Annotated in this window: 13 protein-coding genes; 8 read left to right on the top strand and 5 right to left on the bottom strand. The window is 64.8% G+C overall.

Features of this window, described 5'->3' with window-relative positions:
• Window positions 1-235 precede the first annotated feature (235 nt).
• Complete coding sequence (locus tag AKN84_RS21695) at window positions 236-1,702, top strand: glycerol-3-phosphate dehydrogenase (RefSeq protein WP_050422664.1); 1,467 nt, start codon at window positions 236-238, stop codon at window positions 1,700-1,702.
• Between the two features lie 7 nt (window positions 1,703-1,709).
• On the opposite strand, the gene AKN84_RS21690 is transcribed toward AKN84_RS21695, so the two are convergent.
• On the bottom strand, window positions 1,710-2,939 hold the full coding sequence (locus tag AKN84_RS21690; RefSeq protein WP_128971060.1) for a tetratricopeptide repeat protein: 1,230 nt from the start codon (window positions 2,937-2,939) through the stop codon (window positions 1,710-1,712).
• An 864-nt stretch (window positions 2,940-3,803) separates the two neighbouring features.
• Between AKN84_RS21690 and AKN84_RS45820 the strand changes: the two genes are divergently transcribed.
• The 4 genes from AKN84_RS45820 (at window position 3,804) to AKN84_RS21660 (ending at window position 8,470) form a co-directional block, all read left to right on the top strand.
• Window positions 3,804-5,273, top strand: a complete 1,470-nt coding sequence (locus AKN84_RS45820) for a cytochrome-c peroxidase (RefSeq protein WP_128971053.1) — start codon at window positions 3,804-3,806, stop codon at window positions 5,271-5,273.
• 370 nt (window positions 5,274-5,643) lie between these two features.
• Window positions 5,644-6,744 (top strand): ABC transporter ATP-binding protein, encoded by a 1,101-nt coding sequence (locus AKN84_RS21670; RefSeq protein ID WP_244485370.1) that lies wholly within the window; start codon window positions 5,644-5,646, stop codon window positions 6,742-6,744.
• Entirely contained in the window at window positions 6,741-7,655 is a 915-nt protein-coding gene (locus AKN84_RS21665; RefSeq protein WP_050422658.1) for an ABC transporter permease, read from the top strand. The genes AKN84_RS21670 and AKN84_RS21665 overlap by 4 nt, the downstream gene beginning before the upstream one ends.
• Entirely contained in the window at window positions 7,655-8,470 is an 816-nt protein-coding gene (locus tag AKN84_RS21660) for an ABC transporter permease (protein ID WP_050422657.1), read from the top strand. The genes AKN84_RS21665 and AKN84_RS21660 overlap by 1 nt, the downstream gene beginning before the upstream one ends.
• Before the next feature lie 103 nt (window positions 8,471-8,573).
• Here AKN84_RS21660 and AKN84_RS21655 read toward each other — a convergent pair whose 3' ends face one another.
• The 4 genes from AKN84_RS21655 to AKN84_RS21640 all read right to left on the bottom strand — a co-directional run bounded on the left by AKN84_RS21655 (window position 8,574) and on the right by AKN84_RS21640 (window position 14,022).
• On the bottom strand, window positions 8,574-9,425 hold the full coding sequence (locus AKN84_RS21655; protein WP_050422656.1) for a carbohydrate ABC transporter permease: 852 nt from the start codon (window positions 9,423-9,425) through the stop codon (window positions 8,574-8,576).
• A complete protein-coding gene (locus tag AKN84_RS21650) occupies window positions 9,422-10,291 on the bottom strand; it encodes a carbohydrate ABC transporter permease (protein WP_050422655.1) in 870 nt (289 codons plus the stop codon). Before AKN84_RS21650 ends, AKN84_RS21655 begins: the two co-directional genes overlap by 4 nt.
• A 192-nt stretch (window positions 10,292-10,483) precedes the next feature.
• Window positions 10,484-11,869: an ABC transporter substrate-binding protein gene (locus AKN84_RS21645; RefSeq protein WP_050422728.1), complete on the bottom strand. Its 1,386-nt coding sequence runs from the start codon at window positions 11,867-11,869 to the stop codon at window positions 10,484-10,486.
• Between the two features lie 188 nt (window positions 11,870-12,057).
• Window positions 12,058-14,022, bottom strand: a complete 1,965-nt coding sequence (locus AKN84_RS21640) for an AsmA family protein (RefSeq protein WP_050422654.1) — start codon at window positions 14,020-14,022, stop codon at window positions 12,058-12,060.
• Between the two features lie 244 nt (window positions 14,023-14,266).
• On the opposite strand from AKN84_RS21640, the gene AKN84_RS21635 reads away from it, so the two are divergent.
• From AKN84_RS21635 to AKN84_RS21625, 3 genes are read left to right on the top strand one after another with little or no spacing between them, the layout of a single operon-like run.
• Complete coding sequence (locus AKN84_RS21635) at window positions 14,267-14,974, top strand: CoA transferase subunit A (RefSeq protein ID WP_050422653.1); 708 nt, start codon at window positions 14,267-14,269, stop codon at window positions 14,972-14,974.
• 24 nt (window positions 14,975-14,998) lie between these two features.
• Entirely contained in the window at window positions 14,999-15,649 is a 651-nt protein-coding gene (locus AKN84_RS21630; RefSeq protein ID WP_050422652.1) for a 3-oxoacid CoA-transferase subunit B, read from the top strand.
• Between the two features lies 1 nt (window position 15,650).
• Window positions 15,651-16,295: a GNAT family N-acetyltransferase gene (locus AKN84_RS21625; protein ID WP_050422651.1), complete on the top strand. Its 645-nt coding sequence runs from the start codon at window positions 15,651-15,653 to the stop codon at window positions 16,293-16,295.
• Window positions 16,296-16,354 lie beyond the last annotated feature (59 nt).

Raw genomic sequence — 16,354 nt, 5'->3', positions numbered from 1 at the left:
TTGCTGGGGAGCATAGGTCGCCTTCGGCGACCGTCCTTGAAGAACGCCGAAGCGAAGCTTCGGCTATGTCGCATCGAAGATGCGATGCGGGTGGGGGCTCCATCCACAATGTGACTCGAGGAGAGAGCCCCCACCCCAGCCCTCCCCCGCAAGCGGGAGAGGGAGCGCACCTCCTTCGCGCATTTTTTCTGCGAGCACGTATTTCGTTCGCATTGAAATGCGATAGGCGTCGTGCATGGCGGACTATGACGTCGCGATCATCGGTGGTGGCCTGAACGGCACGAGCGTGGCTCGCGACGCGGCCGGCCGCGGCCTGCGCGTGATCCTGCTGGAGCAGGGCGATCTCGGCTCCGGCGCGTCGCAGGCCTCGCCGCGGCTGGTCCACGGCGACCTCGGCGGTCTGGAACGGCGCGAGTTCTTCCGTGTCCGCAGGGCGCTCAGGGAACGCGACGTCTGGCTGCGCATCGCACCGCATCTGGTGCGGCCGATGCGCTTCGCGATCCCGGCGCATGCCGAGGAACGTCCGCCGTGGCATTTGCGGTCGTTGCTGCTGCTCTATGAGCATTTGGCCTCGCGCAGCGGCCTGCCGCGCTCGACGACACTCGACGTCACCCACCATCCGGTCGGCAATGCGTTGAAACGGCCGTTCGGAACCGCGTTCGAATATTCCGACTGCGTCGTCGACGATTCCCGGCTCGTCGTGCTGACCGCCGTCGATGCGGCGGCGCGCGGCGCCGAGATCCGCACCGGCGCACGCGTGACCCGGGCCGAGCGCGGCGGCACCTGGCGGCTGGTTGCGATCGACCGCGGCTATCGGCGGGTGATCACGGCGCGGTCGCTGGTCAATGCCTCAGGCGCATGGACCGCCTCCGTCGCCGAGACCGTGTTGCGGGTGCCGGCGCCGCAGCTCGCGACCGTGCAGATCAGCCAGATCGTGGTGCGCCGCCTGTTCGATTGCGACAATGTCTATGCGTTCCAGAACTCCGACGGACAGTTGATCTTCGCCAGTCCCTATGAGCGCGACTTCACCCTGATCGGCAGCGTCAGTCATGCCTTCAAGGGCGATCCCGCCATCGTCGCCATGGGCGTGCGTGAGGTGGCCTATCTCTGCGACGCGGCTAATCGCTATTTTCGCGAGCAGATCACCCCGGCCGATGTGCTGCGAACGATTTCCAGCGCCAATTCCGTCGTCGCATCCGCGCGCCGGCAGAGGAGCGATGGTGCTGCCTCGCTCGACTACAGGCGCGGCAGGGCGCCGCTGCTCACGATCTTCGGCGGCGACGTGACCACCGCGCGGCGTCGTGCCGAGCGGGCGGTGTCGGAGTTCACGCGGTTCTATCCGATGACGCCGCGCTGGACCGCGACCGCACCACTGCCCGGCGGCGAATTCGCCTGGCAGCGCTTTGAGACCGAGGTCGACATCGCCCGCGACCGCTGGCGCTTCCTCGGCGAGGACCAGGCGCGCCGGCTGGTGGCCGCCTATGGGCTGAACGTCAGGGATGTTCTGGGAGATGCGAAGCAGAAGGCCGATCTCGGCCCCGCCTTTGGTCCCGAATTGACCGGCGCCGAGGTGCGCTACCTCATGCGCAAGGAATGGGCGCGCTTTCCCGACGACGTGCTGTGGCGCCGCTCCAAGCTCGGATTGACCATGCCGCAAGCCGATCGCGATGCGCTCGCGGCGTTCATGGCAAAGCCGGATTGAGAATCGGCTATTGCCGCGCGGCCTCCTGTGACCAGGCGAGGTCGCGCCGCGATGGACGGCGATGCAGCCGGTCCGAGATCAAGCTTGTTGCTTGCCGGCCCTGACCGGCGCGCAGGCACGCCACGATGAAGGTGTCCTCCCACAATTCGCGTTGCGCATGGCTGCCGCCGATCCGCACCAGCTCGGGCATCAGCGGCGCCAGGATGCGCACGGCGTTGTCATGGTCGCCGGCGGCGAAGGCGGCAATGCCGCGGCCGAGCCCGATCGCGGCAGGGCCGGGCGCCAGCTTGCCGTCGGCGTCGCGCGCCGCCATCTCGGCGAGCCGCGCCTCGAGCGCGTCATTGTTGGTCGTGGCCGCGACCAGCGCGTGGTGGACGTCGGCGAAATGCGCGCCGGCCTTCGGGAAGTAGCCGTCGCCATAGGCGGCAACATCCTGCCAGTGGGCCTCGAGACCGGTCTTACCGGCGACCGACAGCCGCCACAGCAGCGAAGCCGTGTCAGTGTAGATATTCAGTGGCGGGTAGGGTCGGCCCGCCGGCTTGATGTGCTGCTCGTAAATGCCGAGCGCGCTGTCGGCGTCGCCTTCCTCGATCGCGATCAAGGCGAGGTGCCAGGCGAGATGGCCCTGCAGGAAGCTGGTGCGATCATTCGCCGGCAGCCAGGCGGAGAGGAAGCTGCGGCCTTCCGCCGCGTCGCCCTGCTCGAACAGCGCATGCGCCACCGCATGCGCGGCGCCGGCGTTCTCCGGCTTCAGCGCATAGCCGCGCTCGGTGACGGCGCGGCCCGAGACGAGGTCGCCGGCCTCGGTCTTCGACCAGCCGAGATAGGTGAGGAACCACCAATCGTCGCCATAGTCATTGATGTAACGCTCGGAGATTGCGAGCCGCGCGGCGTCATGGTCGGACCGGCCGGAGAAGGCATAGAGGCCGAAGGCGCCGAGCAACAGCGAGAGTATCTGCGCATCGCGCGGATATTCGCTGAGATGCTGTTCGGCCGCCGTCATCGCCTTCTTGCCTTGGCCCTCGATCACGGATGCGATGATCTCGATGTGCTGGCGCTCGCGCGGGGTCGCGACCGCTGCGCGCTGCCGCGCATCGCCGGCCTTGGCGCGGGCCGCGGCGCCTTCCATGTTGAGCTGATGGACGCGGGCGCGGCCGAGATGGGCCAACGCGAAATCCGGGTCCTCGGCGATCGCCGCCTCGAACGCCGCATCGGCGCCGTGCAGCGCCGCCAGCATGCGGTCGACGCCGTCGACATAATAGGCGGCGGCGCGGTCCGAGGTGGTGGTCAGCGGCAGGCCGTAGCGGTCGCAAATCATCGGTTGTCCTCCCGAGTTTGGCCGCGAAGTCTAGGGCATGTGCTCATAAAGGCAACGAGCCCCTTCGGGGCTTACGTCTGCTTAGCCCTCAACAGCATCGCAAGAGCTGATATCGCCGGAGGTCCGAGTTGGGCCACAACCCGACCTTTGCCTTACACACTCGAGCGCCTCAACGGCGGACCATTCAAGCTGAACAATCGCTCCACGGGCATCCAGCTCCTGAGCGCTGGATTCGACCCGCCTGCCGGAACGGCGCCTGCTTGACAGGACCCGCTCCGGATATGCAAACTATACCGTATAGTGTAATTATCGGAGAAGATGAGAATTCCTTACCTCTGCTTCGCCATATTGGCCTCGATTTCACCGGCGAACGGGACCCCGGTTGCTCCGGCCGATCCTCCCTGGAGCGCCGAACGTGTCGAACTGTTGCCACCGGAGATACGGCAGGCCGTCGTATCCCGTTGCGGGCCCGACACCGAGGCCCGGCACTATTTCGCAACTTACGCCAACAATTCGAATGTTGTCCGGCTGGATTATTCACTGCTTCAATGCAATGGGCAGCGACGGCTCTGCACCTCTTCGGGCTGCCTCCAGCAAACCTTCACGAAGTCGCACGGCAGATACGTGCTGACCAGCTCAAGCTTCAAACCAGCCTTCGAGGTTGGAAACAACATTTCTCACACGGATTTCGCACGTCGGCGAACGAGTGCTGACGCACACAAACCGATATAGTCCTGCGGCGAAACGCGAACCGTATTTGATCAACGGCAAGGGGCTCTAGCTATGAGATTGTTGCACAGGGGATTGGCGGTTTCTGCCGGAATAGCTGCCGTAGCCGTCCTGGCGGCGGCAACTCCGCCCGCGCGCGAGAGCGCCCCACCGTTATCGCCCGCGGCCCTCGTCGAGATCGCCCGGGTCGAAGCCGAAATAGACCGCATCGAAGCGGATACATTGAAGCGACTGACCACCGCTCCGGATAATCAGGTGCAGCAAATCGAATTGCTCGGAAAGCTGATGCTTTTCGACAAGGAACTCTCGGTCAATCGCAACGAAGCTTGCGCGTTCTGCCATATGCCCGAAACGGGATTGACGGGACCGATTTCGGAACTCAACCGGACCACCGGCTCATATCCTGGATCGGTGCGGACGCGGTTCAGCGAACGGAAGCCCCAGACGCATACTTATGCGCCCCTGGCTCCGGTACTGCACTACAACGAGGCGCAGGGCGATCTCGTTGGAGGTAATTTCTGGGACATGCGAGCGACCGGTCGCCGCCTTGGCAATCCCGCGGCCGAGCAAGCCGAAGGCCCACCCACCAATCCGACCGAGATGGGCCTGCCCGACATTGCTTGCTCCGTTTACCGCGCTTCGCAACGCCCCTATCGCGGCCTGTTCGAAGCCGTCTGGGGTGCACAGGCCTTTGCGATCGATTGGCCAGTAAACGTAGAGGACGTTTGCAATACTCCGGGGCCACCAGCTCCCGGTGATCCGGCGCCTGTACATCTGAGCCATGTCGATCGCGGCCGCGCGGCCACGACGTTCGATCAGATGGCGCAGTCGATCGCCGGCTACGAAGCCTCGCATGAAGTCACGGCGTTCACCTCGAAGTACGACGCTGTGCTGGCCGGAAAGACGCAGTTCACCCCACAGGAGCAACAAGGTTACGAAGTCTTCCGGGGCAAGGGCCGGTGCAACGAATGTCACCGTGACGGCGGTCCCGGCGAAGACCCGCTCTTCACGGACTTCACCGCGAGCAACATCGGTACGCCCGCCAACCCGGAGCTTCCATATTATTCCGAGAACCTGCCCGACGCGCGCGGCTACGTCGCCAACAAGAATGGCTCATCGTTCGTAGACGGCGGTGTCGGAGCCTTTCTTTCCGGCGGGCATCCGCTCAGCGAACCATCCGCCGTTGATGCCCGCTGGAAAGCACTGGCGTCGGATAATCGAGGTCGTTTCCGGGTCCCCACCCTGCGCAATGTCGACAAGCGACCGTCGCCCGACTTCGTCAAAGCTTATGGGCACAATGGCTATTTCAAGAGCCTGAAGCAGATCGTGCATTTCTACAACACGCGCGACGCGTTGCCGCGCTGCGCACCTCAAGACCCCCGCGAAGGGACCGGCTGTTGGCCAGCGCCCGAAAACACCGACAACATGAACAAGAGCAAGACCGGAAATCTGGGGTTAACCGACCAGGAAGAGGACGCGTTGGTTGCGTTCATGCAGACACTGACGGATGGGTACGCAAAGTAGAATTAGTCGGAAACTGAGGATGAGTACCGTCACGCACGGGAGATCAAACCCGAACGATTTCGAATATTGTTTTTACACGCCGTCAAGGATGACCGCTTCGGGTCAAAAGCGGTAAGGTCCAGACTAAGCAAGTGTCTTCCGGTTTGTACCTCAAAGCCGACGCAACGCCTTGGTGAGTACACGCCCCGGCGGAGGCGCGGACGCCGACAATATTGCGGGAGATGTCCGTGAGGCGGTTGAGCCGGTGGCGATCCGCCGCTAGCTTGCCGCCAGGATTGGACCTTGCGGGGAATCGGGGCTTCTTGACGTGACATCGGGCGAAGCGAGTGCGGAGGCGGCAAAGCCGTTGCCTGAACCGGCCGTCCCGGACATGCCGCTGCTGCGGATCGAGGGCGTCGCCAAGTCGTTCGGGAATTTCCGCGCGGTAGACAAGCTCTCGCTCGATATCCGCGCCGGCGAGTTCTTCGCGCTGCTCGGCCCAAGCGGCTGCGGCAAGACCACGCTGCTGCGGATGCTCGCCGGCTTCGAGACGCCGGACGAGGGCCGTATCCTGCTCGGCGGCAACGACATCGCCCAGGTGCTGCCGCACGAGCGGCCCGTCAACATGATGTTCCAGAACTACGCGCTGTTTCCGCACCTGTCGGTGCGCGACAACATCGCATTCGGGTTGAAGCGCGCCGGCATGGCGCGCAAGGATATCGCGACCCGCGTCGCGGAGATGGTGGCGCTCGTCAAGCTCGAGGGGCTCGAGAAGCGCAAGCCCGACCAGCTCTCCGGCGGACAGCGGCAGCGCGTGGCGCTGGCGCGCTCGCTGGCGCGCCGGCCGCAGGTGCTGCTGCTCGACGAGCCGCTCGCAGCGCTCGACAAGAAGCTGCGCGAGGGCACGCAAGGCGAGCTGATGGAGCTGCAGCGCCGGCTCGGCATGACCTTCATCATCGTCACCCATGATCAGGAAGAGGCGATGACGATGGCCGGCCGGATCGGCGTGATGGATGCCGGCCGTCTGGTGCAGGTCGCCACGCCCCGCAATCTCTATGAAGCGCCGGCCTCGCGCTGGATCGCCGAGTTCGTCGGCGACATCAATTTGTTCAGCGGCCAGGTCACCGCCCGCGACCGTGGCCGCCTGACGGTTACGACCACGGAAGCAGGCACGCTCGCGGTCAGCGAACTGTGGCCGCCGGTGACCAAGGAGGCCGTCAGCGTCGCGATCCGGCCCGAGAAGGTGAAGCTGTCGCGCCGCGCGCCGGCAACCGACGCGGGCGCATCGCAGGCGATCAACCGGCTGGAGGGCGCCGTCATCGACGTCAACTATCTCGGCGGCATCACCAGCTACCGGGTGAAGCTGGAATCTGGCGCCGTGGTGCGCTCGTCGATGGCCAACACCGCGCGGCTCGATGTCGATGCCTATCTCGCCGGTCAGCGGGTGGTTGCGTGGTTCACCGCCGACGATTGCCTGGTGCTGGAGCAATGAGCGCGCGCCGCATCTTCGCCCGGCCGGCGCGGCTCGCCGCGATCGCGCCCTATCTCTGGATGGTGCTGTTCTTCCTGGTGCCGTTCGGCTTCGTGCTGAAGATCAGCCTGTCGCAGACCGCGATCGCGCAGCCGCCCTATACGCCGGTGTTCGATTTCAGCGAAGGTCGCGCGGCGCTGGCCGCTGCCTTTGCGCAATTGTCGTTCGACAATTTCCGCCTGCTGGTTCAGGACAATCTCTACATCCTGTCCTATCTGCGCAGCCTCGTCGTCGCGGTGACCTCGACGCTGATCCTGCTGCTGATCGGCTATCCCATCGCCTATGGCATGGCGCGGCTGCCGCAGCGCTGGCAGGCGGTGGCGATGATGCTGGTGATCGTGCCGTTCTGGACCTCGTTCCTGATCCGCATCTATGCCTGGATCAACATCCTGCAGCATGACGGCCTGCTCAACCAGGTTCTCCTGACGCTGCACATTGTTTCCGCGCCTGTGGTCTGGCTGTCCACCGACAGCGCGATGTATCTCGGCATCGTCTATTCCTATTTGCCGTTCATGATCCTGCCGCTCTATGCGACGCTCTCGAAGATGGATGCGTCGCTCTTGGAGGCGGCGGGCGATCTCGGCGCCTCGCCGCGGCAGGCGTTCTGGCTGGTGACGTTCCCGCTGTCGCTGCCGGGCGTCGGCGCCGGTGCGCTGCTCTGTTTCATCCCGATCGTCGGCGAATTCGTGATCCCTGATCTGCTCGCCGGCTCCAATTCGCTGATGATCGGGCAGACGCTATGGCTCGAGTTCTTCACCAACAAGGACTGGCCGGTGGCATCAGCTGCGGCGGTCGCGCTGTTGCTCCTGCTGGTGCCGCCGCTCGTGCTCTATGACCGCCTGCAACGGCGGCAGCTCGAGGCGAACCGCTGATGGCGCACACCGTCACCAGGCTCACGCGCTTCAACATGACCTCGCTGGCGGTGGGGCTTGCGTTCCTCTATCTGCCGATCGTCATCCTCGTGATCTATTCGTTCAACGCCTCGCGGCTGGTGACGGTGTGGGGTGGCTGGTCGCTGCGCTGGTACCGCGAGTTCTTCAGCGATCGCGCCATGCTGGAGGCGGCGTGGATGAGCCTGTCTGTCGCCGCGGTGTCGGCGACGCTGGCGACATTGTTGGGCACGCTGGCAGCGGTCGGGCTGGCGCGGGGCGAGCGGTTCCGCGGGCGGGCGCTGTTCTCCGGCATGCTGTATTCGCCGCTGGTCATGCCCGAGGTGATCTCCGGCCTGTCGCTGCTCTTGCTGTTCGTGGCGCTGAATGCCGAGCGCGGATTCTGGACCGTGACGATTGCGCACACCACGCTGACGATGTGCTTCGTCACCGTCGTGGTGCAGTCGCGCCTCTCCGCGCTCGATCGCAGCCTGGAGGAAGCCGCGATGGACCTCGGCTGCGATCCGGTGCGCGCGTTCCTGATGGTGACGCTGCCGCTGATCGTGCCGGCGATCGTCGCGGGGTGGATGCTGGCCTTCACGCTGTCGCTCGACGACGTCGTGATCGCGAGCTTCACCACCGGGCCGGGCTCGGCGACCTTGCCGATCCGGATCTATTCCGAGGTCCGGCTCGGCGTGAAGCCCGAGATCAACGCCATCTGCACGCTGGTGATCGCGCTGATCGCCGTGATCATCGTGATCGCCTCGTTCGCCTCGAGACTGTCGAACGCGCGCGGCGAAAGCGCCGCGCCGCTCTGACGACCGTCATTGCGAGGAGCGTCAGCGACGAAGCAATCCATTTCTCCGCTCGCTGCGATATGGATTGCTTCGCTTCGCTCGCAATGACGAGGGACTATGGAGATCACGACTTGACGGCGCCCGCGGTCAGCCCGCCGACCATGTAGCGCTTGAACGCGTAGTAGACCGCAGCCGGCGGCAGCGCATAGATGAAGCCGGTGGTCATCAACAGCTCCCACGGCGAATCGTCGGCGGCGAGGAAGTTGCCGAGCGCGACCGGCAGCGTGATGTCTGTATCTTTTGAGAGCAGCAGGAACGCGTAGAGATATTCGTTCCAGGCGAGCAGGATCGCGTAGGTGCCGACCGCGACCAGCGAGGGCATCATCAGCGGCACATAGACCAGGCGGAACAGCTGCAGCGTGGTGGCGCCGTCCATCGTCGCGGCTTCGTCCAGTTCGACCGGCAGCTTGTCGGAGGCCTGCTTCAGCACCCAGATCGCGTAGGGCGCGGCGATCGTCACCATCGCCAGGATCAGCGACCAGTGATTGTTGAGCAGGCCATAGCTGCCCATGGTGCGGTACATCGGCACGGCGAGGAACGCCGCCGGGATGAAGTAGGTGAACAGCGCCATGTTCATCACGGCGCGGCCGCCCGGCACCCGCAGCCGCGAGATTGAGAACGCGGCGGCGGTGGCGACGAACAAGGTCAGCGCGCCGACCGCGAGCGCGATCACGGTCGAATTCCAGAACTGGATCCAGAAGTCGCGCAGGAAGTAATGCTGCTGGTGGAACACGATCGAGAAATTGTGCAGCGTCGGATGCGTCGGCCACAGCTTGCCGGTGAACGCGTCCTCCTTCGGCGAGATCGCGAACACGAACATGTGGTAGATCGGAATCATGGTCCAGATGAAGACCGGGATGCCGATCAAGAGCAGCTTGGCTTCGGTACCGACTTCGCGGAGGGTGGGCAGCTTCATCGCGACAACCGTTTCATCATGAAATAGACCAGCGGCAGCACGAACGGCATCGCGCAGACGATCGAGGCCATCGCCAGCGACAGCTGGTCGAGCCTGAGATAGCGGATGCCCAGCGTCGACAGCACGTGGGTGAGGTCGGCGGGGCCGCCGCCGGTGAGCAGATAGACGCTGTTGAAGTCGCCCAGCGTCCAGATCATCGAGAGCAGCGTGCAGGTGATGTAGAGCGTCTGCATCGACGGCCAGGTGATGTAACGGAATTTCTGCCACCAATTGGCGCCGTCGACGTCGGAGGCCTCGTACAGGTCGTGCGAGATCGCGAGCCGTCCGGTCAGCAGGATCAGCGTCCAGAACGGCAGCGACTTCCAGATGTGGACGCCGATCGCCATCGCGAGCGCGACCGCCGGATCGTTCAGCCAGTTCGGACCGTCATCGCCGGTGAACTTGAAGATCAGCTGGTTGACCACGCCCCATTCGGGATTGAGCATGAAGCGCACGGAGAGGATGGTCGGGATCGACGGCACCGCCCAGGGCAGGATGAAGATGACGGACAGCCACCTGATCCAGGGCCGCTGCTGGGCGAAGAAGCCGGACAGGAACAGCGCGATCAGCATCTTGATGTTGATGCCGATGACCAGGAAGATCAGCGTGTTGACCGCCGCGCGCGCAAAGATCGGGTCGTTGTACAGCGCGACATAGCTCGCCGGCTGGCGCGCCAGCCACAGGCCGTAGCCGACCGGATAGACCACGAAGGCGAGAAACACGAGCAGGTAGGGCGCGAGCAGCACGATGCCCCAGACCTGCGGCGGCGACAGCCGCGCCGACAGTGGTGGCGAGGGGGCGTCGGATGCGGAGAGTGTGATCGCCATTCGGTTACTCTTGGAGCAGGATGCCGCCTACGTCGTCGTCCCGGCGAAAGCCGGGACCCATAACCACAGGTCCCGGCCGTTGCGCGAAAGCCGTCGACCAGCTTACTCCAAAACTGCCACCGCGGCGTATGGGTCCCGGCTTTCGCCGGGACGACACGGGGCAAGCATCAGGAGCGCTGGTCATCGCTTACATCACCCCGCGACTTGCTTGATACGGGCGATCAGTTCGTCGACGGCCTTCTCCACCGGCACCTTCTCGCTGACGACGCGGTTCATGGCCTTGGCCCAGACGTTCTCGTTGTTCAGGATGGTGAACTTCCAGTTCTTGGTGAAGTCGAACGGCGTGGTGCCGCCGGTGAACTGATTCCACACCGCCTTGCGATGCCGGTCGGCCTGCCAGAACGGGCTCGCCTGGCTGGCCTTGGTCACCGGGAACCAGCGTCCGAGCGCACCCTCGATATAGGGCCGGACGTTGTCTTCCTGCATCAGGAAGCTGATGAACTGCTTGCCTTCCGCCTTGTTCTTGGCGTTGGCGAAGATCAGCCCGGTCTTGACGTCGGAGCGGTAGCGGATCGTCGAGCCGTCCGGCGCCTTCGGGAACGACGCCGTGATGATGTCCTGCTCATAGGCCTGCTTGCCGGCGGCGCGCTGCGCGTCGGTCAGCGCCGGGTTGGTGGAATCCTCGAACCACTTCGCCGCGATCGAGATCGTGAAATTGTGCGTCATCACGATCGTCTTGTTGTGGAAGGCGACGTTGTTGTCCGGGTCCTTCCAGGTGGTCGAAGAGGGCGGCGTGCAGCCCTTGATGTAGGTGTCGGTGTAGTCCTTGAGCGCGTGAATCAGGCCGTCGCGCACCTTGGGATCGTCGACCAGGAGCTTGCCGTCATCGTCGACCAGCTTGACGTGGTAGGCGTCCATGAAGGTGTAGAACGACTGGAAGGAGTCGGTGGATTCCACGCCCATCGGCTGGCCGACGCCGTAGATGCGCTGGCCGGTCGCCTTGCGGATCGCCGGCTGCACCTTGTCGCACCAGAACGTCCAGTAGTCCTCCCACTTGGTCGGGATGTCGGCGGCCTTGAAGCCGGCCTTCTCCAGCATGTCGCCCCAGATCTGGACGTGCATGCTCTGCTGCTTCAGCGGGAAGCCGTAATAGGACTTCTTCTTGGTGACGTCGTTGTAGAGCAGCGCCGCTTCCAGCGTGTTCGGCGCGAAGGCGTCCTTCATCGGCAGCATGATGTCGGAGAGATCCTCCAGCTTGCCCTCGAAGGCCCACTTGCCCTGGGCTTGCACATCGTAGGTGTCGGAATAGGCGACGTCGGGCACGGTGCCGGAATTGAGCGCGGCGACCGTCTTCGGAATCATGTCCTGGATCGCGTATTGCGACAGTTCGACCTTGATGCCGGTCTTGGCTTCGAATTTCTTGATCGTCTCGAGCAGCGCGTCGTCTTCGGATTTGTAAAATCCCTTGCCCCACCAGACGGTGATCGTCTTGCCCTGGGCCAGAGCGGGTGCAGTTGCGGCAAACAGGCCGACCGCAGCGACCGCAATCGATAGCGCACCGATAACCTTGGATCTCACGTTGTTCTCCCTCATGAGGCCGGCTTTTTTAACCGGTTGGAGAAAACACTAGCGCATGCCCGTGACCCGATAAAGATGCCGGATCGACGACTTCTGTAGGGGTACGCGGCGGGAGCGTGGATCAGTCCCGGTGCATCCATGCGGAAAGTGAATGGATCGGTCAGTTCGACGTCTTCAGTTCGGCGTCGTCAGTTGGACTTGGCGTTCTCGGCCGCTGTCGCGGCTCCGTTGCCGGGTGCGCCGGCCGCGGCATCGGGCGCGGCCGCGGGCCGCGCGCCGCCGCCGGTGAAGCGCTCGATCACCGAGCGCACCGCATCGCGCGTCTTGCGATCCTTCACCGCGTCGAGCAGCGGGGCGGATGCCGGCGAGCGGCGGATCAGGCTTTCCGGATCGGGGAAGATCAGCGGATCGTCCCACGGGCCCTGGATCACGAAGGGCAGATCGAAACCGTTGCCGCCGGCAGATGCCGAGGTCAGGCTGGCGACGCCCTTGAGATCGTACTCGCGCGACGGCACCGAGGCGGTGCCGGTCAGCGTGATCTTCGCCGTGGGGCTCTCGACACGGATGTCGTCGGCAGTCGCGACACCGTCGGCGAACTTCACCGAGATGTTGAGGTTGTCATAGGGCGTCGAGCCGGAGCGGAAATTGCCGCCGCCGGACAGCGGCCGCTTCTCCAGCCGCCGCAAGAGCTGCTCGACATTGAAGCCGGCGATCGCGCCGTCATGCCCGTTCAGCGTGGCGGTGCCGTCCAGCGACGATGCGAGCCCGAACGGGCTCGAGCCGGAGGCCGTCAGCGAGACGTTGAGGTTGCCGCGGCCGGAGAGCTTGTTGATGCCGAACAGTTCGCTGGCGCAGGCCTGCAAATCGACATCGGTGAACTGGAATTGCGCCCGGACGTCCGCGACCGCATCCGAGCGCGCGATCGCGAACGAACCCTTGGCGATGCCGCCATACATCTGCGCCTCGCCGACGCTGAGCGCCAGCGCGCCGCCGCGCAGATTGGCGCCGAACGCGGTGCGGCCGAGCTTGGACGGGCCGACCGTCACCTTGGCCGCCGACAGGCGCATGTCGAGATCGGTCGACGACAGCGAGGAGAGGTCGAACAGCTGCCTGTTCCAGTCGCGCTGGCCACTGGCCAGCAGGCGGAAGGTCGAGATGTAGGGCGTGAAGTCAAGGTTGCCGGCGGCAAGCGTCGCCTGCAGCGACTGCCGGCCATTATTGGCGTAAGTCATCACGCCCTCGGCGACATTGCCGTCGAGCTCGACATTGACGTTGGTGAGCGCGACCGAGCCGCCGACCACATTGGCGCGGGCCTTCAGTGCGAAGCGGCCGAAGCCGCCACCGCCGCCGGGCGGCGCCTGTCCCATCCAGCGCAACGCGTTGCGCAGCGACGGTGAGTCCATGGTGGCGGTGCCTTCCATCATCAGGCTGGTGCGGTTGGCGACGGTTCCGTCGAACGCAACCTTCAGCGGCGCACTGGCGAGCCGCGCCTTGAGGCCGGAGCGGTCGCCCGACAGCAGCGCGACGAAATCGCTGGCGCTGATCGAGCCGTCGACGCGCTCGCCGCGCCAGTCGAACTGGCCGGTTGCGGCAAAGGAACGCGAGATCGACGGCCAGGCCAGCGACAGGTCGATATCGCCGAGCTTTTCGGAGATGTTGTTGGTCCCATCCTGGTAATTCAGCTCGCCGTCCTGGATCCGGATTTCGGAGAACGACACCTGATTCTCGGCGCCGGGCGTCATCGCCTTGGCGATGGTCTCGACGAACGGTGTCCAATTGCTGTCGCCGGCGGCGTCACGCACCACACGGATATGCGGGCGCAGCATCATGACGTCGGCGATCTCGAACCGCCGCAGCAGCAGCGGCAGCAGCCGCAGGTTGGCGGTCAGCACGTCGACCTGCAAGGCTGGACCGACGGTATCGGCGCCCTTCAGCCCGACATTGTGAAAGGAGACGTAGCTGCCGGGAAACACCGAAACGTCGATCGGCCCGTTGACGACGAGCTCGAGCCCGGTCACGGCGCGAATCTGCGCTTCCACCGCGCGCTGCAGCGCGTCCCGGTTGAGGAACCACGACGTTCCGACCAGCCCGACCAGCGCCAGGCCGAAAAGCGCCGCGATCGGCATCCCCAGGCGCTTTATTCCTTGGGCCATCGTCAATGACATATCCGGGTCGGGTTGAGTTTTGTCGGGTCGTCGTCGAACACAGCGGGCGCTCGCCGGCGGCCCCTGCCAACCCACGCAACTTGAAGGGTTTTCTTGACGCTTTCAAGGCCATGTTGACGCCGCCGGCTGCCGCCCGTCGCCGCACGGGGCCGTGATTGACGCATTGCGAAGATTTCGCCTAATAATCCGCATTGTCACAGCCGTTCCGCGCCCTCCATCAGGTATTCGCTGCATGAACAAAGTTTATCCCGACGCCAAATCGGCACTCGATGGTCTCCTCAAGGACGGCATCATGATCATGTCGGGGGGCTTCGGCCTCTGCGGCATCGCCGAGACCCTGTCGGACGCGATCCGCGATTCCGGCGTCAAGGGCCTCACCGTCGTCTCCAACAATGCCGGTGTCGACGGCATCGGCCTCAGCCGCCTGCTGGAGACGCGCCAGATCAAGAAAATGATCTCGTCCTATGTCGGCGAGAACAAGCTGTTCGCCCAGCAATATCTCGCCGGCGAGCTCGAGCTCGAGTTCAACCCGCAGGGCACGCTGGCCGAGCGCATCCGCGCCGGCGGCGCCGGCATCCCGGCCTTCTACACCAAGACCGGCGTCGGCACGCTGATCGCCGAAGGCAAGGAAGTGAAGGAATTCGACGGCGAGAAGTACATCATGGAGCGCGGCCTGTTCGCCGACCTCGCCATAGTGCACGCCTGGAAGGGCGACACCGCCGGCAATCTGGTCTACCGCAAGACCGCGCGCAACTTTAACCCGATGATGGCGACCGCCGCGAAGGTCACCGTCGCCGAGGTCGAGCATCTGGTGCCGGCCGGCGAGATCGATCCGGACCACATCCATACCCCCGGCATCTTCGTCAAGCGCATCATCGAGGTCGGCTCGGCCAACAAGCGGATCGAGTTCCGCAACACCCGTCCGCGGCCCGCCGCCTAACACCCAATCTTTCAGGAGAGCCTCATGGCCTGGACCCGTGAACAGATGGCCGCCCGCGCCGCCAAGGAGTTGCGCGACGGCTATTACGTCAATCTCGGCATCGGTATCCCGACGCTGGTTTCGAACTACATCCCCGCGGGCATCGACGTCAGCCTGCAGAGCGAGAACGGCATGCTCGGCATGGGCCCGTTCCCCTATGAGGACGAGGTCGATGCCGACCTCATCAACGCCGGCAAGCAGACCGTCAGCGAATTGCCCTCGACCAGCTATTTCTCCTCGGCCGACTCCTTCGGCATGGTGCGCGGCGGCCATATCGACCTGTCGATCCTCGGCGCCATGCAGGTGGCCCAGAACGGCGACCTCGCCAACTGGATGATCCCCGGCAAGATGGTGAAGGGCATGGGCGGCGCCATGGACCTCGTCGCCGGCGTCAAGCGCGTCGTGGTCGTGATGGAGCATTCCGCCAAGGACGGCCCCAAGCTGCTCAAGCAGTGCAATCTGCCGCTGACCGGCGAGCGCGTGGTCGACATGGTGGTGACGGACCTTGCGGTGTTCACCATCGACAAGCACGGCAAGGACGGCATGGCGCTGATCGAGCTCGCCGACGGCGTCACGCTCGACGAGGTCAAGGCCAAGACCGAGGCGGAATTCCGCGTCGCGCTGAAGAACACCTGAGATGATTGACGCGGGACGATCCTCGATCCGTCCCGCACGATCCGACGACGCGGGCTTCGTCGCCCGTGTTGTCCTCGCCGCGCAGCGCGGCCCGCTGCCGCGCGGCTGGATCGACATCGCGCTCGATCGTCCCGAGCCGGAGTGCCTGGCGTTCATGGCGCGGCTCGCCGTTGCGCGTGTGAAATCATGGTATCACGTCGCCCGCTTCCTGATCGCCGAGGTCGATGGCGTCCCGGCCGCCGCGCTGTGCGCGATGCCGGCATCCGGAACGGTCGTTGCGGCACGCGCGGCGATCGAGGAGGTGGCGGCGCAGCTCGGCATCGATGCCGATGCCATCGTGGCGCGCGGCAGCTATGCCCGCAATTGCTGGGTGCAGGGCGGTGATGGCGACTGGCTGATCGAGCATGTCGCAACCGATCGAGCCTATCGCGGCAACGGCCTGGTGCAGCCGCTGATCGGCCGCGCGCTTGCCGACGGCAGGACCGCCGGCTTTGCGCGGGCGTCGATCTCGTTCGTGATCGGCAACGACGCGGCCGAACGCTGCTACACCAAGGCCGGCTTTGCCTTCGCCGAAGAGAAGCGCGATGCGGCATTCGAGGCGCTGACCGGCGCGCCGGGCTTTCGCAGGTTTGCGCGGGCGATTTGAGGCGGGCACACGGCAACGTGGGGTACGTCGTGGCCACATACACCGCCGTCGTCCTGGCG

This window comes from Bradyrhizobium tropiciagri, from assembly GCF_001189845.1.
In the GTDB taxonomy this organism is placed as follows: domain Bacteria; phylum Pseudomonadota; class Alphaproteobacteria; order Rhizobiales; family Xanthobacteraceae; genus Bradyrhizobium; species Bradyrhizobium tropiciagri.
The sequence above is the reverse complement of the archived record's forward strand: the minus strand, read 5'-3'. Positions and strand labels throughout refer to the sequence as shown.